Source organism: Prauserella oleivorans, assembly GCF_042685745.1.
GTDB classification, from domain to species: Bacteria; Actinomycetota; Actinomycetes; order Mycobacteriales; family Pseudonocardiaceae; genus Prauserella_A; species Prauserella_A oleivorans.
In genome coordinates, this window is the sequence record NZ_JBHUNT010000001.1 from 2,415,002 (window position 1) to 2,434,659 (window position 19,658).

Below are 19,658 nucleotides of genomic sequence, written 5' to 3' on the forward strand. Positions count from 1 at the left end.
CTGGTGTGGACGAACAGCGCTGTCGCCGACCGCGTCGGCTCTCGGCTGCTCGCGCCGTCGAGCGGTGAGGACGAGAAGATGCCGGGTGGCTGAGTGCCAGAACGGGGAAGATCATCGAGCCCCTGCCCTCTTCACGATATGGCGCACTCCCGGGCTTGCGGCAAGGCCCGGGAAGTGGCGCCGAATCGTCGCCCGAACCGGGATTCGGTGGAAACGGGGGACGGTGCAATGCGGGTGCTGTTGTCGACACGACTCGCGCGGGGGCGTCGAACCGCTGGTGGCACTCGCGGTGCGCCTGCGGGACCTCGGCGTCGAGGCGCGGGTGTGCGCGCCGCGGGACTGCGCGGACCGGCTGGCCGAGGTGGGCGTGCCGCTGCTGCCGGTCGGTCCGTCGGGACGGGGGATGCTGCACGGGGGCCGCACCGCTCACGGTGGTGGACGTGCCCCGGGTCGCGAAGGACTTGATCACCACGCAGGTGGAGAAGCTCACCGCGGCCGCCGCCGAGGGCTGTGACGCGCTGGTGCTGTCGGGTCTGGTGCCCGCCGCGGTCGGTGGCCGAGAAGCTTGGCATCACGGCCGTCCACGTCAGCGACTGTCCGATCTTCCTGCCGTCGCCGCATCACATCGGCCGACACCGCTGCCGGGGCGGCCGATTCCGCCGGAGGTCACCGGAGAGGCAAGAGCTGGACAGGCTTTCCGTCGAGAACTACAACGCGGTCGTCCGCGAGGGGCTGAACACCAACCGGGTGGCCCTCGGGCTGCCGCCGGTGGACAACGTTCGCGACTACCTGCTCGGCGACCGGCCGTGGCTGGTGACGGACCCGGTCCTGGCTCCCTGGCAGGAGGCGGCGGACCTCGATGTCGTGCAGACCGGCGCGTGGATGCTGTCCGACGAACGCCCGCCCCCGGCCGACCTGGAGGCGTTCCTGGACGCGGGTGCGCCACCGGTCTATGTGGGTTTCGGCAGCGTGCCCGTGCCGGAGGACGTCGCCCGAATGGCCGTCGAGGCGGCCCGGGCGCACGGCCGGCGCGTCATCCTCGCCCGCGGCTGGGCGAACCTGGCACCGATCGACGACCGGGACGACTGCTTCTCCGTCGGCGAGGTCGATCAGCAGGTACTGTTCCGCCGGGTGGCCACCGTCGTGCACCACGGCGGTGCGGGCACCACGACCACGGCCGCCCGGGCGTGCGCGCCGCAGGTGGTGGTGCCCCGGATGGGCGACCAGCCGTACTGGGCGAGCCGTGTCGCCGAACTCGGCATCGGTGCGGCCGACGACTGTCCGACGCCGAGCACCCAGTCCCTGTCGGCCGCGCTCGCCACGGCCCTGGCTCCCGATACGCGAGACCGCGCGACGGCCGTGGGCGGCCGCATCCGCACCGACCGAGCGACGGTGGCCGGGGAACTGGTGCTCGACACGGTCGGCCAGGGCAGGGCGCCCGTGTCCGCTGAGGACGCCGTGGCCGTCGGCGGGCACGGCGTGGAACGAGGCCGGTCGAGCCGGGGCCTGGTGCGAGGCCTGCGCTTGGGGGAGCGCTGGTGCGTTCGACGATGTCGTCGCGGGTGCCGCACTCCCCGACGTGCCGGGCAACGCTGGTGCGCGCCCGGCGCCAGCCAGCAAAAAGCCCTTGACCGGCGTTCCTCGCTGGTCAAGGGCTGGTGCTTCATTGTCACATCTGGGCGCCCTCGGCAGGATTCGAACCTGCGACACCTGCCTCCGGAGCCCTAGGCTGCGTGCGCGCTGCCCAAAGCGTCTACCAGGGCAAACGTGCTGGTGTGAGCTGAACCGGCCGTGGGTTCGCACGCGCATTGCACGTGAACCTTTTCAACCGTTCCAGCTCCGCTACGCGTCGGCCGGAGCAAGGCTGAAACACCGGAGGGGCTGGTCGCCCGAGTGTTCCAGCCTTGCGTGACTGGTGTGACATAGAAAGAGAGTGGGGAGTGACAGCCGGACGGCAGTGTCACTCCCCTGTCACTCCCGTTTTCGCAGGTCAACCCACATTGAGTGACAGAGTGACAGGTGTGACAGCTTTGGCACCACCCTGGTTGTCACTCATACCGCCAGACATTTCGGGCCCTCAGTTGCTCTGTGCCGTTTCCCAACAGCCGACCACACCGGGTATCGGACGCTGTGCCGCCAGAGGCCGTCTCAGGGCGCAAAAATTGGGGGCTACGCGGGGCTGACGGGCTCACTGACGACAGAAGTTTCGCGCTCAGTGTGAAGGTCGGGACTCGGTCTGGCACCCAGCCCAGGTGTCGGGTGGCGGCATAACAGCGCCCGCGTGACGTGGCCCGCGTATGTTGCCGGTTGGCGCTAGGAGTTGCCACCTACTGGGGAAGTGATGGCCATCGAACCGTCACAACTACCGAGTCTTCCTGCGCCTCCCACGAGTGGTCGGTGCCTGGACCCCAGATGAGGTAGTCACCCTGCCTCGTCAAAGGAGCGTCACCGTCTCGGAATTTCACGTGGAAGTGCCCGGATACAAGCAACACTAAGGTTGTCCGTTTGTCCCCGGTCACCCAGTCAGCTCGCTGTTCGCCAGCAGCGTGTATGCCCCACTTGACTTCCAATGTATCGGTGGAGCGCTCTCCCGCTGACGAATCCATGAAATGGCCGAGGATCCAGCCCCGGGTGTGAGCGCCGTCGTCCTCCGCGTTGCCTGCGTACCACGTTTGGTTACTCAATCAAGCTCCCAGTCTACAGTTGGTGCATCGACGCGTTCGCCACCTATTTCAGCGAGTCGGCGCAGTCCCTGGAGAAACGCGAAGAGGCCTTCGTTGCTCCACGCCTTGTCGGATACAAGTTCTTCGAGCATCTCGCGGTCAGTGCTGGAGTACTGCCGGAGGCTTTCCGACTCCCAATTGGCCGCGATCTCGCCGCCACATTCGGCCCAAAATTCGTCATCCTCTATCACAACAAGGCTAGCGTACTCGTAGTTCCCACTCACTAGGTTCAGGCCGAATCCGGTACACTCCATTCTCCAGGAGTCTGGTCGTTCGCTAAGCCAACGCATAGGCGTCGACAACCGGCTTGGGTGCATCGGATCGGCGCTGCGGGGTGAGCTGATCGTGCCGTCGACATCGTCGCGGCCGAATAGTTCCTCTTCCATCTCGCGGCGTAACGTAGAACCTATCTGCGTGTCCTCGCGGAAATCCGACAGTGGTTCATGGAAGCTCTTCGGGATTACGGCGAGACGGCGTGCGGCGTTTAGGACGCGCCCGCCACGCTCCTGTACGAGCAGGAGGTAGTCGGCTTTTCGTCTTCTCATTCCGGCCGGCCGCGCGATCGCCGTTAACGCTAACGCACCTCCCGCGCATAGTCGTGACCTCACATCGAGCACAGACGCTGTGTCAGGCATGTAATGCGCACGCAGGGGCAGGGAGGACGAGTCGAGAGCCTTGCCCGTCGCGATTGCATCGGCAAGTTCGGCTTCGAGCAGGTCCATTGTCAGTGCGTAGTGGACGAACGATGTTAGTCCGAAGGTGCCCGCCAGCTTTCCTGGAGCCACGTCGATCTCCACCAACCGGTAAAGGTCTGCATCGACCAGCCGTGTGTTCGCCTCCAACGTCTCCGCTAAACGGCGGACGGCAGCACTGATCGCGTACTCTGGGAGGACACTAGTCTGCAGAGACGCCTTGCGTGACAAGTCAGCCTGGTCGTTTGCTGGGGTCAGCGTGCACGCCAGGTCAATCCACTCGGGACGTGTCAGGATGCTGGTGCAAACGGATCCGTCCCCGGCATGTGCGCTGTACCTGCCGTACCCGTCTGGCAAATCCGCGTAGAACGCACGCAACGCCGCCGAGGCTTGCTCCCGATCAACCTTGCTGCGTAGCTGGCGCCGGTCATTGACCTCGCCAGGCTCGGCGCTCACGAGTTCTCTTGCGACTCGCTTCCGAGCCGTTCCGGGGGCCCAGTTGGCATGTTGATCCAGCCAGTCCAGCGCAGCACCGATATTCGGGTCGTTGGTCAAGCGCTGTTCCGCTGCGTTGAGATCTCGATCGGCGGCGGCCGTCCTTGCCGTCTCCGCCTCCACCATGAGACGAAAGCGCGCTCTCGCTGCGTCGGTGATCTTCTCCTGCAGCATGGTGTCGAGCGAGGCTTTCATCTCTGCCGTACGTGGATGTACTCCGGAGTTCCAGTTCGCGACCGTTCGGGTGGAGACGCCGAGCTTCTCGGCGAACTGCTCGTTGGTCATGCGGCATGCGGCTTGCAACATCGCGGCCCGCTCAGCGGTCCAGTCGTCAACCACGTCCACGAGACCGCTCCTTCCCTGCCTCGTCGGTTCGTGCACTGCCGCTGCACTCGAACTGCATTGCCGCTTCATCGCAGGTCAAAGGCTTGCGAGCTTGAATAGAAGCCATGGAACACGGCCCATCGAAGACCGAGCTTTGGACCACCGGAGCTCCGATGGCGACCTTAGGGGTCCTAACATAATGACCTTGGGTGTGGTTTGATGCCGTGTCTTGTTGGTCTTCGGTGAGAGGTGGGCTGGGTGGGGCAGCGGCGTCCGTGGGAGGTCGACGACGGTCTGTGGGAACGGATCGAGCCGTTGTTGCCGCAGGTGGAGCGTCGGTTTCGACATCCGGGGCGTAAGCGGTTGGACGACCGCAAGGCGTTGTGCGGGATCATGTTCGTGCTCTATACCGCGATTCCGTGGGAGTTCCTGCCGCAGGAGCTGGGCTATGGGTCGGGCATGACGTGCTGGCGCCGGCTGCGGGACTGGACCGAGGCCGGGGTATGGCAGCGGCTGCACGAGGTACTGCTGGCGGAGTTGCACGCGGCGAACCGGCTGGATTGGTCACGGGCGGCGGTCGATGGATCGCATGTAAGGGCGTTAAAAGGGGGCCGAAAACCGGTCCCAGCCCGGTAGACCGAGCCCGCACTGGGTCCAAGCACCACGTGATCACCGACGGTACCGGCATCCCCTTGGCAGCCACTCTGACCGGTGGGAACCGGCACGACGTCACCCAGCTGATGCCGTTGATCCAGGCGATCCCGCCGGTGCGGGGCCGTCGTGGACGGCCCCGCCGACGACCACGACGGATCTACGCCGACCGCGCCTACGACCACGACAAGTACCGCAAACTCGTCCGTGCCGAGGGAATCACGCCAGTCATCGCCCGCCGCGGCGAGGAACACGGCTCTGGCCTCGGCGTGTACCGGTGGGTCGTCGAGGGCGCGTTCGCCCTGCTGCACTGGTTCCGGCGCCTGCGCATCCGATGGGAGATCCGCGACGACCTCCACGAAGCCTTCCTCACCCTCGGCTGCGCCATCATCTGCTGGCGCCGCCTCAAAGCCCACTCATTGTGTTAGGACCCCTTAGAGGAGGAGACCATGGCGAAGAAGGATCCCCTGCAGGCCCTGGCCAGTGGTAGCGGCGGAGCGCTTCGGAAAGTCACGGGCATTGCAACCGTCATTGCCGTGGCGGTGATCATCGTGAGATTCCCCGGTGAAGCGGCTGACTGGGTCGGGGCTTTGTGGGACATGGGTTCGGACATCATCGACGGGCTCGTGAGCTTTATCCGGCAGGCGACCTAATCCTTCGCCTCCTCGATCTTGCGGACGCGCTGCTCAAGCGCAGCGAGGTCGACGCGCAGCGCCGACACTGTTTCACGCAGTTCCGACAGTGTCTCGGGTGGCTTCGACTCGGGCAGCGGGTCGGCAACGAAGACGCCCACCGAACCACGGGACAGGAGCCAGCCCTCATCGCGAAGTACCCCAATGGCGCGCTGCAGCGTGGGCAGCGAGACATCGTGTTGTTCAGCTAGAACCCTGTTGCTTGGCAGTTGCTCGCCAGGTGCCCAGCGGCCAGAAACGACCGCGTCTCGGATCGACGCCGCAACCCGTTCGAACGGGGCAAGGGCCCGAAGTTCGCTCGTCATGCTCCGAGCTTACCGCCGTGACCAAGCCTGACCAAGGAATCACCCAGAAAGAGCATCGACGAACTGACCAATGCTGACTAATGTCAGCACTTGTCAACGGCACACGGAGGTGGCACATGAAACCGGCACGAATCACCGATGCGGCAGTTCGGGAAGCGCTCGCACTCGCGACGGACCCGGACATCTGCGCAGTTCAGAGGGAGGAGGAGCACCGGATGGAGCTGGAAGAGATCGACCGACTGATTGAGGAGGTCGACCGCGAGGTGGCTGCCGAGGCGAGTGCGGCGGCATCGAGGGTGCGGCGGCCGTTCGCCGATGTTGAGCGGGCTCGCCGTTCTCAGCGGCGAGCAGTGCGAGACGCGCTCTCCCTGTTGCACGCGAACCCGCTGATCGCGGGCATGTCGGGCGGGGGCAAAGCGGCTGGAGTTCGCACCCTGCTGGCTGACCGCCTGGACGGGAAGGAGGCGGCCTGATGGGAAAGAAGGACCAGCCGCTGGTGCACATCACCGCGAAGAAGTCCTGGTGGAACGGCCGGATCACCGCGCTGTGCGGGGCCACCGAGGAGTACGGCAACTACCAGACCGACACCTGGCGCCTGTTCAAGCTGCCCGGCCGGCCGTGCCCGAGCTGCGAGCGGATCAAGAAGGAGGGCAAGCGCTGATGGGCCAGGGCAAGCGAACCGGCATGCGGCACTACGCGAAGACCTCGTGGTGGTCCGGCCGGGCACGCGCGCTGTGCGGCATCACCTGGGACGCGGGCGAGTGGGAGGACTCCAGCTGGTTCAGCACCGACCCGATCTGCCCGACCTGCAAGCGCCTCCGGAAGGAGGGCAAACGCCGATGAACGCCCGAATCACCGTTGGTGACCCCGGTGCGGCGCACTCCGCCAAGAACACGACCGCACCGGGACTCCCCAACCAGACAGCGAACGACTCGAAGGGAAGGACACCCATGGTGGCACAACAGGACATCGTCGCCGAGACCGCCGAACGAGGTGAGGCGCGATGAACCCGCGTAAGCGCAGGCAGCGGCCGGTGACGGTGTTCGACGGCCGAACCCACCATGTGGCGCTGTGCCGGGGGTTCCGGGACGGGCTGCCGGTGTTCGGCTGGGGCGAGGCTCCGTCGACGCTGCTGACCGCGACCCAGCTCCGGCAGGTCGGGTTGCGGCGCAACGGCCAGGACCCGGTGGCGCTGCTGGTGTTTCGCCACCACCACCCCTACCGGCACGAAACGGTGGCCGAGCTGTTCTCGGTGGAGCGGGCCGCCCCGGTGCGCGGCACCGAGGGTCAGCGCCGGGCGAAGGTGCAGGGCGCGCTGCGCGCCCGCCGGATCTGCGCCGAGTGCCGGCAAGACGTGGGCTACTACGTGCCCACCTCCACCGGGCTGTGCTGGAACTGCGAGGGCATCGACCTCGCCGAGGAGGTGGCGGCCTGATGTCCACCTTCGACGTGCTGCGCACCTACGGCACCGCGGCGCTGCTGCGGTTCGCCGGAGCGGTGGTGCTGTTCCTGGTGCTGCACCTGGTGCGGATTCCGCTGGTGCTGCTGGCGCGGGTGCTGGAGGTCGGCATGCGCCGCATCGACGGCTACGCCGCCCGGCAGGCCAGCCGCCCGCCACGCCGCCCGATCAACCACTTCTTCGACCCGTCCACGTCCACACAGGAGGGTGCCCGTGTCTACGCCTGAACTGCGCCGCAGGGCGGAGCTGACGCCGTCGCAGCGGCGCGCGCTGGAGCAGGAGCTGACCCGCACCGACCAGGTTGTGTCCTGGATCGGCTGGCACATCGGCGAACTGGTCGCGGTCGGACTGCCGCTGCTGCTCGCCATCACGATCACCTGGTGGCTGCTCGCCCTGTCCGTACTTGCCGGGGGTGTGTGGGCCGGGCACGAGTGGCTGCTGCACCGCCAGCAACGCCGCCAGGTCGAGCACGCCCGCCGCGCGCTGCCCGGTCGTGAGCAGGACGCCACCGACGTGCAGGCCGCGCAGAAGTCCCGCGAGGGCGGGGAGGTGTCGGCATGAGCACCTGGCGGGAGGAACGCCGCAAGGACCGGGTCGCCGAGGCCGAGGCCAAGCGCGCCGACACCCTGGCCGCCGCCGAGGCCGAGGCCGTCCGCACCGCCGCGCTGGCCGACGCGCAGCGCGCCGCCCGGGAGCAGGAACACGCCCACCAGCAAGCCCGCGCCCAGGCCCGGCAGGAGGCCAAGGACAAGCGCCGCGCCCAGCGTGCCGCCCGGATGAGCGGGCTGCGCCGGTGGGCGGCCGGGCACGTGGTGGATCTGCTGATCTACCCGCTGGCGCTGGTCAGTGCGGTGATGGCGATCCCGGCGATGGCCGCCTACGGCCACACCCTCTACGGCGGGGCGACCGGGCTGGTGCTGCCGGTGCTCTCGGAGCTGGGGATGTGGGCCTTCGCGGTGGCGGTGCAGGTCTCCCGTACCCGCACCCCAGAGCGGCCGGTGTGGGCGCTGCAGCTCGGGGTGTGGCTCTTCGCCGGAGTGGCCGCCGTGCTGAACTTCCTGCACGGCGTGACAGCGGAACCGGGTGCGCAGACGCCGCGCGGCGTGGATGTGGGCCTGGTGATGGGACTGGTGTCCATCGCCGGGGTGGTAGCCCACCAGCTCACCGTGGCCGGTGCCCGCCGCAGCCGCGCCGAGCGTGCCGAGGCGCGGCTGGCCCGGCAGGCCGCCCGCAAAACCCTGCGGGTCCGGCAGGCCGCGATCCGGCAGGCCGTCGCCGAGATCGACAGCAACGGCACCGCCCGGCTGGTCTATGCCCCCGGCCGCTATGTGCTGGCCCGCCGCAGTCTCGGCCAGACGCTGGCGTGCCGTCGTCGCCCGCTGGTGGCGGCGGTGGTGCCCGGCCTGCCCGTCGACTCGACACCGGCCGGGGAGGCAGGCACGGATTGGGATGCCGATCTGGCCGCCCTGCTCGCCTCGGTCGACCCCGATCCGGTCGCGTCGTCGGAGGGCGAGTCGACCCCCGGTGATGGGGGTGGTGTTGGCACCCTCGATCGGCCCGCTGAGCAGCCGAAATCGACCCCAGATCGAGGCCGACTGCGCGGCCGGGTCGGCCGCTCGCTCGACCAGCTCCGCGCCGAACTCCGCGCCGCGATCGAGGCCGGGCGAGTCGACCCGACCTCGGCCGAGTCGATCCGCAAGACCCTGCACTGCGCACCGAAGTACGCCCGCCAACTCCGCGACGAACACCGGGGAGGCCAGCAGTGACCACCGACCAGAACAACCACCCGCAACCCGGCGAGGACCAGGAGCTGGCGCGGGTGCACTACCTGCCCACCCGCCCCGAAGGTCAGACCGCGCCCGCCACGTCCGATACCGAGGTGCTGGAGGGCGAGCTGGTCTCCGATGAGGAGTACCGCCGTCTCACCTCGCAGAAGGCGCAGGCCATCGCCCGCTACAAGGGCTACGCCCACGACGCAGTGGTCGTCTACCGGGGCGTGAAGAAGGCCGCCACCCACGAACGCACCAAGGCGGTGCTGCGGCACACCATTGCCTATCCCGTGGCCGGGGTGAAGGTGGTGGTTAAGCGGTGGCGCGACACCCACGGCGCGTCCCGCTACGAGCGGATGATGCTGGCCGCCGAGCTGGAGGGCAACCACGAGCGACTGTTGGAGTGGGAGGCCCGGGATGTGGCGGAGAAGCAGCGTCGCCACCAGCGGGTGATGGACTGGGTCGCCGCGCCGGGCCAGTGGATCAAGGCCGGTGCACTCGGTCTGCTCGGGCTGGCCGGATTCCTGCTGGTACTCGGGGTGATCCTGTTCGCCAACTCCGGCGATCTAGCCGACGTGATCGCGCCGATCAGCGCGGTGGTGGACGCGGTGGCGTTCACCGTGTGGTTCCTCACCGCCTACGGGGCTTTCCTGCTGGCTGGTGGCACGGCAGCGGGCCTGTACTACCTGTACAAGCAGGGCCGCGATCACGGTGACACCCCGTCGTGGTTGCGGGCCACGCCGACCGGCGCCGAGACCCCGGAGACCGCGCTGGACGAGTCGATGATCATGAACGCGCTGCGCAATCTCGGGCACCCGGCGCTGAACAAGAAGTTCAAGGAGGGCTGGGGCTCCACGGTCCAGCCGACCTGGGTGCAGCCCCCGCTGCCGGTCAACCACGGCTGGGAGTTCGCGCTGCGCCTGCCCGGCGGTGCCCCGGCGAGCAGCATCAACGCCCGCAAGACGGTGCTGGCGCACAACCTCGGCCGCCGGCCGGAGGAGGTCTGGGTCGAAACCGACCACACCGACCCGATGGCGATGAAGTGCCTGGTGCTCAACCCAGGCGCGCTGCGCGAACCGGTGCCGGACTATCCGCTGGTCGAGAGTGGACAGACCGATTTCTGGACCGGGTTTCCGATCGGCATCGACGCCCGCTGGAACCCGGTGGAGACCCCAGTGTTCGAACGCAACTTCGCCTGGGCCGGGATCATGGGTTCGGGCAAGTCGGACCAGATCAACGCCCTGCTGGCCGGGGCGGTGCTCGACCCGGCGGTGGACATCGACGTGTTCTGCTTCGCCGAGAACAACGACTACGAGTGGCTGCGCCCGGTCGCGTCGACGATCTCGATGGGCGACACCGCCGAGAACGTCGAGGCGTGCATGGCCCACATCCACGAGCTGCACGCAAGCCTCGCCGAGCGGGGCCAGCTGCTGCGCGAGTACGGCGAATACTCGGTGACCCGGGAGCTGGCGGAAAAGGACGAGCGGCTGCGGCCGCGCGTGGTCGTGATCGATGAGTGCCAGAGCTTCTTCCGCCAGGACAAGCCCGAGGACCGGCGCGAGCTGGTCAATCTGGTGGTGCGGTTCTTCTCCGCCGCCCGCAAGTACGGCATCGTGCTCGGCTTCGCCACCCCCGTTCCGTCCGACCAGTCGCTGCCGCGTGACCTGATCTCGGTCACCACCAACAAGTCCTGCTTTGCCATCGGCGACAAGACCCGCAACAACGTCGTCCTCGGCGAGAAGGCCTATGAGAACGGGCTGTCGGCGCTGGAACTCAAGCCCGCCGTGAAGAAGGGCGGCAAGATCGTGGCCCTCAACGACGTCGGCACCTCGGTCACCATCGGATTCATGGACCAGCCCGGCCTGCTGCGCTCCTACCACCTCACCGACCAGCAGAAGGCCACCATCGCCGCGCGCGGCCTGGAACTGCGCGGCGGGAGCGTCCGCCGCCGCGCGGTCATCGAGCAGGAACAGCGGGACCTGCTCGCCGACGTCGCCGCCGTGCTCGCCCCCGGCGAGGACAAGGTCAAGGCCACCGACGTCTGCGCCCGGCTGCGCGAGCACGCCAAGGGCTACCGGCCCTACACCAGCCTGACCGCCGAAGCGCTGCGCGACCAGCTCGCCGACTACGGCTGCAAGGTCACCAAGGTCGGCGTGCTCATGGTGTTCACCGACCGTGTTCACGAAGCGCTCGCCGCCCGCGAGGGAGGGAACGACTAACCCCGCCGCACAATCCGCACCAGGCACCGGGTGTACGGCGCGGATTCCCTCGGCTCCCTCGTTCCCTCCACCCACCAAAACCGCTGATCAAACCGAGGGAGCCCGACGCGGGGAGCGGCAAGGGAATTCTCCCTCGCCACCAGCAGACTCCCTCGCCCGCTCCCTGCCGATTCCCTCACCCGCGTCGGCACCTCACGCCAAAATACGTTACCGATAGTAACCACGAAAGGGTTCTCGATGGACACCCCCACCACCCTTGCCCGCCTCACTTCCGCCGCGCTGGCCGCGCTCGCCCTCACCGCCTGCCAGCTTCCCTCCGCCCCCGCCGAACCGTCGTCCGCACCGGCTGCGGCCTCCCACGAGCTGGCCGCGTTGCCGGTCGCGCCGGAGGACACCGGGTTTCCCTACGACCGCGACGACTGGCCGCACTGGTCGTCCTCCGTGGGCGGCGGCTGCGACACCCGCGACCTCGTGCTGCAGAAGCAGGCCCGGCACGTTCGCGTCGGAGAGGACTGCTCGCTGACCGGCGAGTGGATCAGCGTCTACGACGGCCAGGTCGTCACCGATCCCTCCGCACTGGACGTCGACCACCTCGTGCCGCTGGCCGAGGTCGCCCGCTCCGGCGCGCGCGGCTGGAGCGAGGCGCAGCGGGAGGCCTACGCCAACGACCCCGCCGTGCTCGTCGCCGTGAGCGCGTCGAGCAACCGCGCCAAGGGCGACCAGGACCCGGCCGACTGGTTGCCCGAGCGGGACCGGTGCGGCTATGCCGCCCGCTGGGTCCAGACCAAACACCGCTACCGCCTCACCGTCGACCCGGCCGAGGCCCACGCCCTGCGCTCGGTGCTGGCGCACTGCCCGAGCGGGGGTGAGCGGTGATGGAGTCCCGCGAAGTCCTTACCCGCGCGGCGCTGGATGCGGCCGGGCGTGGCTGGCACGTCTTCCCGCTGGTGCCCGGCGGCAAGCGCCCGGCCCTACACGGGGCGGAGCGCTGCCCCGGCACCGGTGCGTGCGCCGAGGGTCACCAGGGCTGGGAACAGCGCGCTACCACCGACGCGGCGCGGATCCGTGCCGCGTGGGCGCACGCGCCGTACAACGTCGGCATCGTCACCGGCCGGTCGCGGTTGTGCGTGCTCGACCTCGACACCGCCAAGCCGGGCGAGGAGGTGCCCGAGCGGTGGGCCGCCGAGGGCGCCCGCTGCGGCGAGGACGTGCTCGCCGTCGTGGCCGAGCAGGCCGGGCACGCGCTGCCCGCCGAGACGCTGACCGTGGTCACGCCCTCCGGTGGGGTGCACCTGTACTTCACCGCCCCCGAGGGTGTCGAGCTGCGCAACACCAGCGGCGACACCGGGCGCGGCCTTGGCTGGAAGGTCGACACCCGCGCCGGTGGCGGCTACGTCGTCGCCCCCGGCTCGGTCACGACGGCCGGGAGCTACCGCTACCTCTACGACGGGCCGGTGGCGCCGCTGCCCAGCTGGCTGGCCCAGCGGCTGGCCCCGGCACCGCTCCCGCCCGCGCCGGTCGTGCCGATCCGCCCGGCCACCGGGCGCCGGGACCGCTACCTCACCGCCGCGCTGCGCGAGGAGTGCCGCCGCGTGGCCCAGGCCCGCACCAATCGCAACGCGGCCCTCTACGCCGCCGCTGTCGCCCTCGGCCAGCTCGTCGCCGGAGGCGCCCTCGGCGAGCACGAGGTGCGGGCCGCGCTGCGCACTGCGGCGGGGCGGCACATCGGGGTGCGGCAGTTCACCGCACGCGAGGCGGAGAAGACCATCACCTCCGGCCTGCAGGCCGGGGCCCATCGGCCCAGGAGCGTGGCCTGATGAACGTGTTGTCGCTGTTCTCCGGGATCGGTGGGTTGGAACTCGGGCTGGAGAGGGCGGGTATGCGCACCGTCGGCCAAGTCGAACTCGATCCGTTCTGCCGTTCCGTCCTCGCCCGTCACTGGCCGGAGGTACCCAAGCATGACGACGTCCGCACCGCCCCCGCCTGGTGGGCACGCTCTGTTCGACCTGCCGTCGACCTCGTCGCCGGCGGCTTCCCCTGCCAGCCCTTCTCCAGCGCCGGGCGCCGGCGCGGCGTCGCGGACGAACGCTGGGGCTGGCCCTGGATGGAGCGAGTCATTCGCCTGGTTCGACCCCGCTACGTCCTCGTGGAGAACGTCGCAGCTCTGCTTGATGACGGTGACGCCTTCGGATGGGTCCTGCGTGACCTGGCCGCGCTCGGGTTCGATGCGGAATGGTCAGTGCTCTCGGCGTGCGCCGTGGGTGCCCCACACACACGGGAACGACTGTTCCTCCTGGCCTACCCCCACGGCATCGATGGGCCGCCGCGGCTGGGGCCTGGGCACAGGCGGCCGCTACCGCGCCGACGTCGAGGCCCGCATCCGTGGCCTGATCCAATCCACGGGCTGCTGGCGACCCCACCCGACACAAGTGGAGTGGCTGATGGGGTTCCCCCGGAGCTGGACGGCCCCCGTGTCCGCGCCCTCGGCAACGCCGTCGTACCCCAGGTCGCCGAACACCTCGGCCACCTCATAAGCGCCCACCACCACGCCTGCGCGCCCTACCCGGCCGCCGCCTGACCTGGAGATTGCGACCATGACCACTGTTCGCCCCCTCTCGGCGGTGCCCGAGCAACCGGCACGCCGCACCCGGTGGACCGACGCCGAGCTGATGGCCGTCGACTTCCCGGAACCCCGCTGGGCGGTGCCCGGGCTGCTCTGCGAAGGGCTGAACCTGCTCGCCGGGGCACCCAAGCTCGGCAAGTCGTGGCTGTCCCTGGGGCTGGGCGCGGCGATCGCCAACGGGGAGCCCGCGCTCGGCGCGATCGACGTCGAGCGCGGCCCGGTGCTCTACTGCGCGCTGGAGGACACCGGCCGTCGCCTGCAGCGACGCAGGCGGCAGATGCTCGCCCACGGCGGCCGTCCGGCGCCGCTGCTCACCCTGGAGACCGCGTGCCCCACGATGGCGCACGGCGGGGAAGCGCTGCTGTGTGAGTGGCTGGAGGACAACCCGCACGCGCGGCTGGTCATCATCGACACCTTCGCCAAGATGCGCGGCGCCGACCCGCACGGCATGACCCAGTACGCCGCCGACTACGCCGCCGCCGTGCGGTTCAAGGCGCTGGCCGACCACTACAACGTGCCGTTCCTGCTCATCCACCACGTCCGCAAGCAGGGCGCCGACGACTTCCAGGACATGGTGTCCGGCACCAACGGTCTCACCGGCGCGGTGGACGCCACTCTGGTGCTCAAGCGCACGCGAGGCCAGGCCGATGGCGTTCTGCACGTCACCGGCCGCGACGTCGAGGAAGCCGAGTACGCGATGAGCTTCGACGCCAACTCCGGCGCCTGGACCAAGCTCGACGGCCCCGCCGCCGACTACCAGCTGCAGGACACCCGAGCGCTGATCCTGCGGTTCGTCCGCGACTACCCCGGCAGCAAACCCGCCGCCATCGCCGAAGCGCTCGAACTCAACCCGAACACCGTCCGGCAGACCTGCAAACGCATGGCCGACAAGGGCCAGCTCCGCGCCAGTGCCGGCGGGACGTACCACCCGCCCGACAGCGGTGACAGTGACAGCCCCGACCCCGAACTGTCACACCTGTCACTCTGTCACTCAACCCGCCCTGACCAGGAGAAACACCTGTGACACCTGCTGTGACACCCCACCCACCTGTCACACCTCGGAGGGACCGAATGGCCACCGCGACCAACCGGCGCCACATGACCGTAGATGAGTTCTGCGAAGAGATCGGTATTGCCCGCTCCACGTTCGATGACTGGCGCGCCAAGGGGCGCGCGCCGCAGTGCATAAAGCTGCCTAACGGCAAACTCCGAATTCGGCGGTCCGACTATGAGTCTTGGCTTGACTCGCTTGCGGAGGTGGCCGCCTGATGGGCAAGAGCTACAAGGTCCGTGTCTGGCAGATTTCGCCCCGCAGGAACAAGACTGGAAAAGTCACCAGCTACAGCGTTCGTTGGAAGGTCGAGAGCAACGAGTTCTTCGAGACCATCAAGAACAAGACCCAGGCCGATAGCTTCCGGTCCGATTTGGTATCGGCGCAGTGCCGTGGCGAACCGTTCGACACGGTAAGCGGACTACCCACCTCGATGATCCGCAAGGGCCATCAGGACATGTCGTGGTTCGACTTCACGTGCCGGTACGTGGACATGAAGTGGCCCGACCTTGCAGCAACGGCACGGCAAACGGTCGCGGAGGCCTTGATTCGCGTTGCCCCGGTGTTCGTTCCCATGAGCAAGAACGCACCGCAACCCAAGGAGTTGCGCTCGGCGCTGCGGCAGTGGGCGTACAACCCGCCGATGCGCCGAAGTGGTGAAATGCCCGGCGACGTTCTGAAGACGCTGGAATGGTGCTCTCGCCACACGAAGAAAGTTCAGGTAGTGAGTGATCCGGAAACGCTGCGCGAGCTGCAGCGTGCCGTGACGAAGCGACTGGACGGCAAGCCGTTCGCGCCGACAGTGGCACGGAAAACGCGGTCGGTTCTGTGGAATCTGCTGGACTACGCCGTGGAAAAGGAACTGATCGAGGCGAACCCGCTGCGTGGTGTGAGATGGACTGCCATGCCGAAGGGCAAGCGGAAGATCGATAAGCGTGCCGTGCCGAATCCGATTCAGGCCCGAACGCTTATCCGGATGGTCGGAGAAGTCGAGCGCAGTGGACCGAGACTGGTCGCATTCTTCGCGTGCATGTACTACGCGGCACTCCGGCCGGAAGAGGCTGCAGCGCTGAACAAACGGCACCTGTCGCTGCCGGACCCGGTGTGGAATCCGGACAAGCAGCGGTACGTGTACGGGTGGGGGGAACTACACCTGGACGAGGCCACGCCGCATGTCGGCGCGAGGTGGACAGACGGGGGTGCACCTCGGGACCGGCGGCAGCTCAAATCTCGCGCGGCAGGGGAGGGGCGGTCTGTGCCGTGCCCGCCGGAGCTGACCGAGCACCTATGGCACCACATCAACAAGTACGGCTACGGGCTGGACGGCCGGATCTTCCAAGGGGAGAAGGGTGGAGAGCTTCCGATGATCACCTACACCCGGGTATGGCGGGAGGCTCGCAGGCGGGCGCTCACCGCCGAGGCGCACACGACACCCCTGGCACGGCGGCCGTACGACCTCCGGCACGCGGCAGTGAGCACGTGGCTCACTGGAGGGGTGGACCCGACCACGGTGGCAGAGTGGGCCGGGCACTCACTGACCGTGCTGATGGAGATCTACGCGGCTTGCCTCTACGGCCAGGACGTGATCGCGCGTCAGCGCGTGCAAGCCGCGCTCGGACACCAGCCCTGACCGTGCACGCGTATTGCACGTAGCTGCCCGCAGGTGCCCGGGTTTGTCCGGGTGTGGTCGGGTAAAGACGATAACGGCCCCGACTGGCGTTTCCGCTGGTCGGGGCCAGTTTTGCGTGTTCATCGCTGGGCGCCCTCGGCAGGATTCGAACCTGCGACACCTGCCTCCGGAGGGCAGTGCTCTATCCACTGAGCTACGAGGGCCCATCGCTGTGCGACCCCTGAAGCTTAGCGCATGGTCGTTCCGCGGCTCGCGAGCGGGGCCCGGGTTGGCGAGCGGGGTGCGTTCCGCGCGGTTTGTGACCTCCGTCGGCGGGAATACCGCCCCCGCGCCTCGCAGGTTAGGCTGACCTGTATTGCACCTATGCGCATGTGACTATATGTAGCCGGTGGACGCGAGGAGGCTCGGCGATGGCGCACGGACACGGGCATGGGCACGTCGACGTGTCGGCGGCCGCGAGCGCCTCCAGCCGCCACCTACGCAGGCTCGCCGCCGCGCTCGCCATCGGCGGCGTGTTCATGGTGCTCGAGTTCGTCGTCGGATTCGCCACGTCGTCGCTGGCCCTGATCTCCGACGCCGCCCACATGTTCACCGACGTCCTGGGCCTGGGCATGGCGCTCCTCGCGGTGGTGCTCGCCCGGCGGAGCGGGCCGACCTACACCCGCACGTTCGGCCTCTACCGCGCGGAGGTACTCGCCGCGCTCGCCAACGTCGTGCTGTTGTTCGGGGTCGCCGGGTACGTCGTGTTCGAGGCCGTCCAGCGCATCGGCGACCCGCCTGCGGTGCCCGGGCTACCCGTGCTGCTCGCTGCCACGGCGGGCCTGCTGGCCAACCTGGTGGCGTTCTTCCTGCTGCGCTCCGGCGCCAAGGAGAGCCTCAACGTGCGCGGCGCCTACCTCGAGGTGCTCGCCGACATGGTCGGCTCGATCGGGGTGCTCGTCAGCGCCGCGGTCACCATGCTCACCGGATGGCGGTATGCCGACCCGCTGGTCGGCGTGGCGATCGGGCTCTGGGTGCTGCCACGTGCGGCGTCGCTCGCCGCCCGCACCCTCCGGATCCTGTTCCAGCACGCGCCCCGCGGCATCGACGTCGCCAAGCTCAGCGGCGAGCTGACCGCACTCGACGGCGTGGAGGACGTGCATGACCTGCACGTGTGGACGCTCACGTCGGGCATGGAGGTCGCCTCGGCGCACCTCACCGTCGCACCCGACGCGGACACCACGGTCGTGCTGTCCGAGGCACAGGACCTGCTCGCGGCCGGGTACTCCATCGAGCACGCGACGCTGCAGGTCGAGCCACGCGAGTCGGCACGCCGCTGCGAGGAACTCAGCTGGTGACGCTCACGGGAACGGCAGCGGTTCGCCGCCACGTTCCCGCAGCAGGGTGCGCATCGTGTTCATCTCGGGCCCCTGCGAGGCCAGGATGCTCCTCGCCAGCGTGCGCACCGCGCCGATCGAGGCGTGGTCGTAGCCGTACTCGGCCATCTCCGTGCCGCCCTGATGGTGGCGGAGCATGAGCTGCAGGAAGTAGACGTCGAGCTCCCGGCCCGACAGCGACCGCAGCCGGTTCAGCTCCTGCTGGCTCGCCATGCCCGGCATCGTCGTGGCGCCCTCGGATCGGCCGGAGTCCCCGGAGCCGTGGCCGTGCCCGTGGCCGTCCGGCTCGGACATCCAGGTCATGTACTCGCCGATGGGCTCCTCCGGCTGGCCCCACAGCATGAGCCAGCCTTTCATACGCCCGATCTGCTCGGTCTGCGTGCTCGCGATGTCGAACGCGAGCTGCACGATGGCCGGATCGGTGCTGTGGTCACGCGCCCAGTTGGCCATCGTGACCGCCTGCAGGTGGTGCACCGACATGTCCTGGGCGAAGCCGATGTCGACCGGTCCGGGTTGTCCGGCGGGCCGCTCGTCGTCGCCCGTCCTGGCGATCAGCATGCCGATGGTGGCGCCGATCAACAGCACCGCGAGCGTCGCCGCGCCGAAGATGACCACGCGTGACCACGACGACTGCCGCGGGACGTCCTCGTCCGTGGTGGGGTCCTCAGCAGCGGGGTCCGCCATCGCGTCAGTTCCCGGACGGCTGCCGGCTGCCGTCGCCCATCGGCTGGTCCTGCGCGGCGTTGCCGGTGCCCTCGTAGTCCATGGGCTTGGCGTCCGGGCCGGGCTCGCTCGGGTCGAACGGCGGCGGGTTGTCCGGGTCGAACTGGCCGGGCCCGAGCGCGTCACAGGAGGCGCCGACCTCGGGGTAGGTGTTCGGGTTGCGCTTGAGCGCCGCGATGAACTGGTCGATGCGCTGGTCCTCGACGCTGTCGACCTTCAGCTGGTGGCCCCACGACTGCAGCGACACCGGCTTGTCGAGGCCCGGGTACGGCGACAGCATCATGAACGGCTTGTTCTGTACGCGCACCTTGAGCTTGTCGAGGTCCTCGCCCTGCACGCGCTTCGGGTCGTAGGCGATCCAGATCGCGCCGTGTTCGAGCGAGTGCACCATGTTCTCGGTGCGCACGGCGTTCGGGTACACGGTGCCGGTGCACGCGGCCCAGAAACCGTCGTGCGGACCACCGAAGGGCGGCGTCTTGTCGTAGGCGACGCGCTCGGTCGGCAGGACGTGCGCACCCGCCCGGTACTGCGCGGTGACCACGCCCGGAATGTTCTTCGACGGGTCGGGGTTCTGCGCGCTCGGCGCGAACGAGGCGGCCGCTTCCTCGCGCTCCTTCTGGGCGCGGTTGTCGCTCGAGGCCACGTAGTAGTAGCCGAAGACACCGACCGCGAGCAGGAGGATGGCGATGACCGCGATGATCGTGCCCCACGGCGTCTGCTTCTGGGCGACCACGGAGCCGCGTGCCGCCTTGACGGCACTCTTCTTGGGGTTGCCTTTTCGTTTCGCGCCGCTCGCCATGGCTCCTGCTGTCTCCTTCGCCGAACGCGTACCCGCCCTGAAGTGTAGGGATCCGGCGTGAGCGGACAGTCAACGGCCGCCGGTAGGGGTGACAGAGTGTCGCCACCCCCGGCCGTACACTCGCCTG

Annotated in this window: 23 protein-coding genes and 1 tRNA gene; 19 read left to right on the forward strand and 5 right to left on the reverse strand. The window is 68.7% G+C overall.

Annotated elements, in window-relative coordinates:
* The first annotated feature begins 552 nt into the window (after window positions 1–552).
* Window positions 553–1,728 (forward strand): glycosyltransferase, encoded by a 1,176-nt coding sequence (locus ACFSZT_RS11885; RefSeq protein WP_377384430.1) that lies wholly within the window; start codon window positions 553–555, stop codon window positions 1,726–1,728.
* A 952-nt stretch (window positions 1,729–2,680) separates the two neighbouring features.
* On the opposite strand, the gene ACFSZT_RS11890 is transcribed toward ACFSZT_RS11885, so the two are convergent.
* Window positions 2,681–4,255, reverse strand: a complete 1,575-nt coding sequence (locus tag ACFSZT_RS11890) for a transcriptional regulator (RefSeq protein ID WP_377384432.1) — start codon at window positions 4,253–4,255, stop codon at window positions 2,681–2,683.
* 237 nt (window positions 4,256–4,492) lie between these two features.
* On the opposite strand from ACFSZT_RS11890, the gene ACFSZT_RS11895 reads away from it, so the two are divergent.
* Window positions 4,493–5,313 (forward strand): IS5 family transposase gene (locus ACFSZT_RS11895; protein WP_377478172.1). Its coding sequence is split into 2 segments (ribosomal slippage): window positions 4,493–4,847 and window positions 4,847–5,313, totalling 822 coding nucleotides; the frame shifts between segments, so codons are not numbered across the junction.
* A 21-nt stretch (window positions 5,314–5,334) separates the two neighbouring features.
* Window positions 5,335–5,538 carry a hypothetical protein gene (locus ACFSZT_RS11900; RefSeq protein ID WP_377394543.1) on the forward strand — a complete coding sequence of 68 codons (204 nt, stop codon included), beginning with the start codon at window positions 5,335–5,337 and terminating at the stop codon, window positions 5,536–5,538.
* On the opposite strand, the gene ACFSZT_RS11905 is transcribed toward ACFSZT_RS11900, so the two are convergent.
* Window positions 5,535–5,882, reverse strand: coding sequence for a GntR family transcriptional regulator (locus ACFSZT_RS11905; RefSeq protein WP_377394541.1), 348 nt, complete (start codon window positions 5,880–5,882; stop codon window positions 5,535–5,537). The two genes, ACFSZT_RS11900 and ACFSZT_RS11905, sit on opposite strands and share 4 nt — an antisense overlap.
* Window positions 5,883–5,998: 116 nt before the next feature.
* On the opposite strand from ACFSZT_RS11905, the gene ACFSZT_RS11910 reads away from it, so the two are divergent.
* The 15 genes from ACFSZT_RS11910 (at window position 5,999) to ACFSZT_RS11980 (ending at window position 16,633) form a co-directional block, all read left to right on the forward strand.
* A complete protein-coding gene (locus tag ACFSZT_RS11910; RefSeq protein WP_377394540.1) occupies window positions 5,999–6,355 on the forward strand; it encodes a hypothetical protein in 357 nt (118 codons plus the stop codon).
* Window positions 6,355–6,543 carry a hypothetical protein gene (locus tag ACFSZT_RS11915; RefSeq protein WP_377394538.1) on the forward strand — a complete coding sequence of 63 codons (189 nt, stop codon included), beginning with the start codon at window positions 6,355–6,357 and terminating at the stop codon, window positions 6,541–6,543. Before ACFSZT_RS11910 ends, ACFSZT_RS11915 begins: the two co-directional genes overlap by 1 nt.
* Window positions 6,543–6,725 carry a hypothetical protein gene (locus ACFSZT_RS11920; protein ID WP_377394536.1) on the forward strand — a complete coding sequence of 61 codons (183 nt, stop codon included), beginning with the start codon at window positions 6,543–6,545 and terminating at the stop codon, window positions 6,723–6,725. Before ACFSZT_RS11915 ends, ACFSZT_RS11920 begins: the two co-directional genes overlap by 1 nt.
* Entirely contained in the window at window positions 6,722–6,889 is a 168-nt protein-coding gene (locus tag ACFSZT_RS11925; RefSeq protein WP_377394534.1) for a hypothetical protein, read from the forward strand. Before ACFSZT_RS11920 ends, ACFSZT_RS11925 begins: the two co-directional genes overlap by 4 nt.
* The gene (locus ACFSZT_RS11930) at window positions 6,886–7,317 is read left to right on the forward strand and encodes an RRQRL motif-containing zinc-binding protein (protein WP_377394532.1); all 432 of its coding nucleotides are present in this window, start codon (window positions 6,886–6,888) and stop codon (window positions 7,315–7,317) included. Before ACFSZT_RS11925 ends, ACFSZT_RS11930 begins: the two co-directional genes overlap by 4 nt.
* The gene (locus ACFSZT_RS11935; RefSeq protein WP_377394530.1) at window positions 7,317–7,568 is read left to right on the forward strand and encodes a hypothetical protein; all 252 of its coding nucleotides are present in this window, start codon (window positions 7,317–7,319) and stop codon (window positions 7,566–7,568) included. Before ACFSZT_RS11930 ends, ACFSZT_RS11935 begins: the two co-directional genes overlap by 1 nt.
* Window positions 7,555–7,902 carry a hypothetical protein gene (locus tag ACFSZT_RS11940; RefSeq protein WP_377394528.1) on the forward strand — a complete coding sequence of 116 codons (348 nt, stop codon included), beginning with the start codon at window positions 7,555–7,557 and terminating at the stop codon, window positions 7,900–7,902. Before ACFSZT_RS11935 ends, ACFSZT_RS11940 begins: the two co-directional genes overlap by 14 nt.
* Complete coding sequence (locus ACFSZT_RS11945; RefSeq protein ID WP_377394526.1) at window positions 7,899–9,107, forward strand: hypothetical protein; 1,209 nt, start codon at window positions 7,899–7,901, stop codon at window positions 9,105–9,107. The genes ACFSZT_RS11940 and ACFSZT_RS11945 overlap by 4 nt, the downstream gene beginning before the upstream one ends.
* Window positions 9,104–11,329 (forward strand): hypothetical protein, encoded by a 2,226-nt coding sequence (locus ACFSZT_RS11950; protein ID WP_377394524.1) that lies wholly within the window; start codon window positions 9,104–9,106, stop codon window positions 11,327–11,329. Before ACFSZT_RS11945 ends, ACFSZT_RS11950 begins: the two co-directional genes overlap by 4 nt.
* Before the next feature lie 237 nt (window positions 11,330–11,566).
* Complete coding sequence (locus ACFSZT_RS11955; protein WP_377394522.1) at window positions 11,567–12,205, forward strand: HNH endonuclease family protein; 639 nt, start codon at window positions 11,567–11,569, stop codon at window positions 12,203–12,205.
* Window positions 12,205–13,146 (forward strand): bifunctional DNA primase/polymerase, encoded by a 942-nt coding sequence (locus ACFSZT_RS11960; RefSeq protein WP_377394520.1) that lies wholly within the window; start codon window positions 12,205–12,207, stop codon window positions 13,144–13,146. The genes ACFSZT_RS11955 and ACFSZT_RS11960 overlap by 1 nt, the downstream gene beginning before the upstream one ends.
* Window positions 13,146–13,907, forward strand: a complete 762-nt coding sequence (locus tag ACFSZT_RS11965) for a DNA cytosine methyltransferase (protein WP_377394518.1) — start codon at window positions 13,146–13,148, stop codon at window positions 13,905–13,907. Before ACFSZT_RS11960 ends, ACFSZT_RS11965 begins: the two co-directional genes overlap by 1 nt.
* 16 nt (window positions 13,908–13,923) lie before the next feature.
* The gene (locus ACFSZT_RS11970; protein ID WP_377394516.1) at window positions 13,924–14,976 is read left to right on the forward strand and encodes an AAA family ATPase; all 1,053 of its coding nucleotides are present in this window, start codon (window positions 13,924–13,926) and stop codon (window positions 14,974–14,976) included.
* A 47-nt stretch (window positions 14,977–15,023) separates the two neighbouring features.
* Window positions 15,024–15,221, forward strand: coding sequence for a helix-turn-helix transcriptional regulator (locus ACFSZT_RS11975; protein ID WP_377394514.1), 198 nt, complete (start codon window positions 15,024–15,026; stop codon window positions 15,219–15,221).
* Window positions 15,221–16,633: a tyrosine-type recombinase/integrase gene (locus ACFSZT_RS11980; protein WP_377394512.1), complete on the forward strand. Its 1,413-nt coding sequence runs from the start codon at window positions 15,221–15,223 to the stop codon at window positions 16,631–16,633. Before ACFSZT_RS11975 ends, ACFSZT_RS11980 begins: the two co-directional genes overlap by 1 nt.
* A gap of 130 nt (window positions 16,634–16,763) precedes the next feature.
* Here ACFSZT_RS11980 and ACFSZT_RS11985 read toward each other — a convergent pair.
* Window positions 16,764–16,836, reverse strand: a tRNA-Arg gene (locus tag ACFSZT_RS11985).
* A gap of 207 nt (window positions 16,837–17,043) precedes the next feature.
* Between ACFSZT_RS11985 and ACFSZT_RS11990 the strand changes: the two genes are divergently transcribed.
* Window positions 17,044–17,970: a cation diffusion facilitator family transporter gene (locus ACFSZT_RS11990; protein WP_377394510.1), complete on the forward strand. Its 927-nt coding sequence runs from the start codon at window positions 17,044–17,046 to the stop codon at window positions 17,968–17,970.
* Between the two features lie 3 nt (window positions 17,971–17,973).
* Here ACFSZT_RS11990 and ACFSZT_RS11995 read toward each other — a convergent pair whose 3' ends face one another.
* Window positions 17,974–18,693 (reverse strand): DUF305 domain-containing protein, encoded by a 720-nt coding sequence (locus ACFSZT_RS11995; protein ID WP_377394508.1) that lies wholly within the window; start codon window positions 18,691–18,693, stop codon window positions 17,974–17,976.
* Window positions 18,694–18,697: 4 nt separating this feature from the next.
* Window positions 18,698–19,531, reverse strand: coding sequence for a DUF3105 domain-containing protein (locus ACFSZT_RS12000; RefSeq protein ID WP_377394506.1), 834 nt, complete (start codon window positions 19,529–19,531; stop codon window positions 18,698–18,700).
* Window positions 19,532–19,658 lie beyond the last annotated feature (127 nt).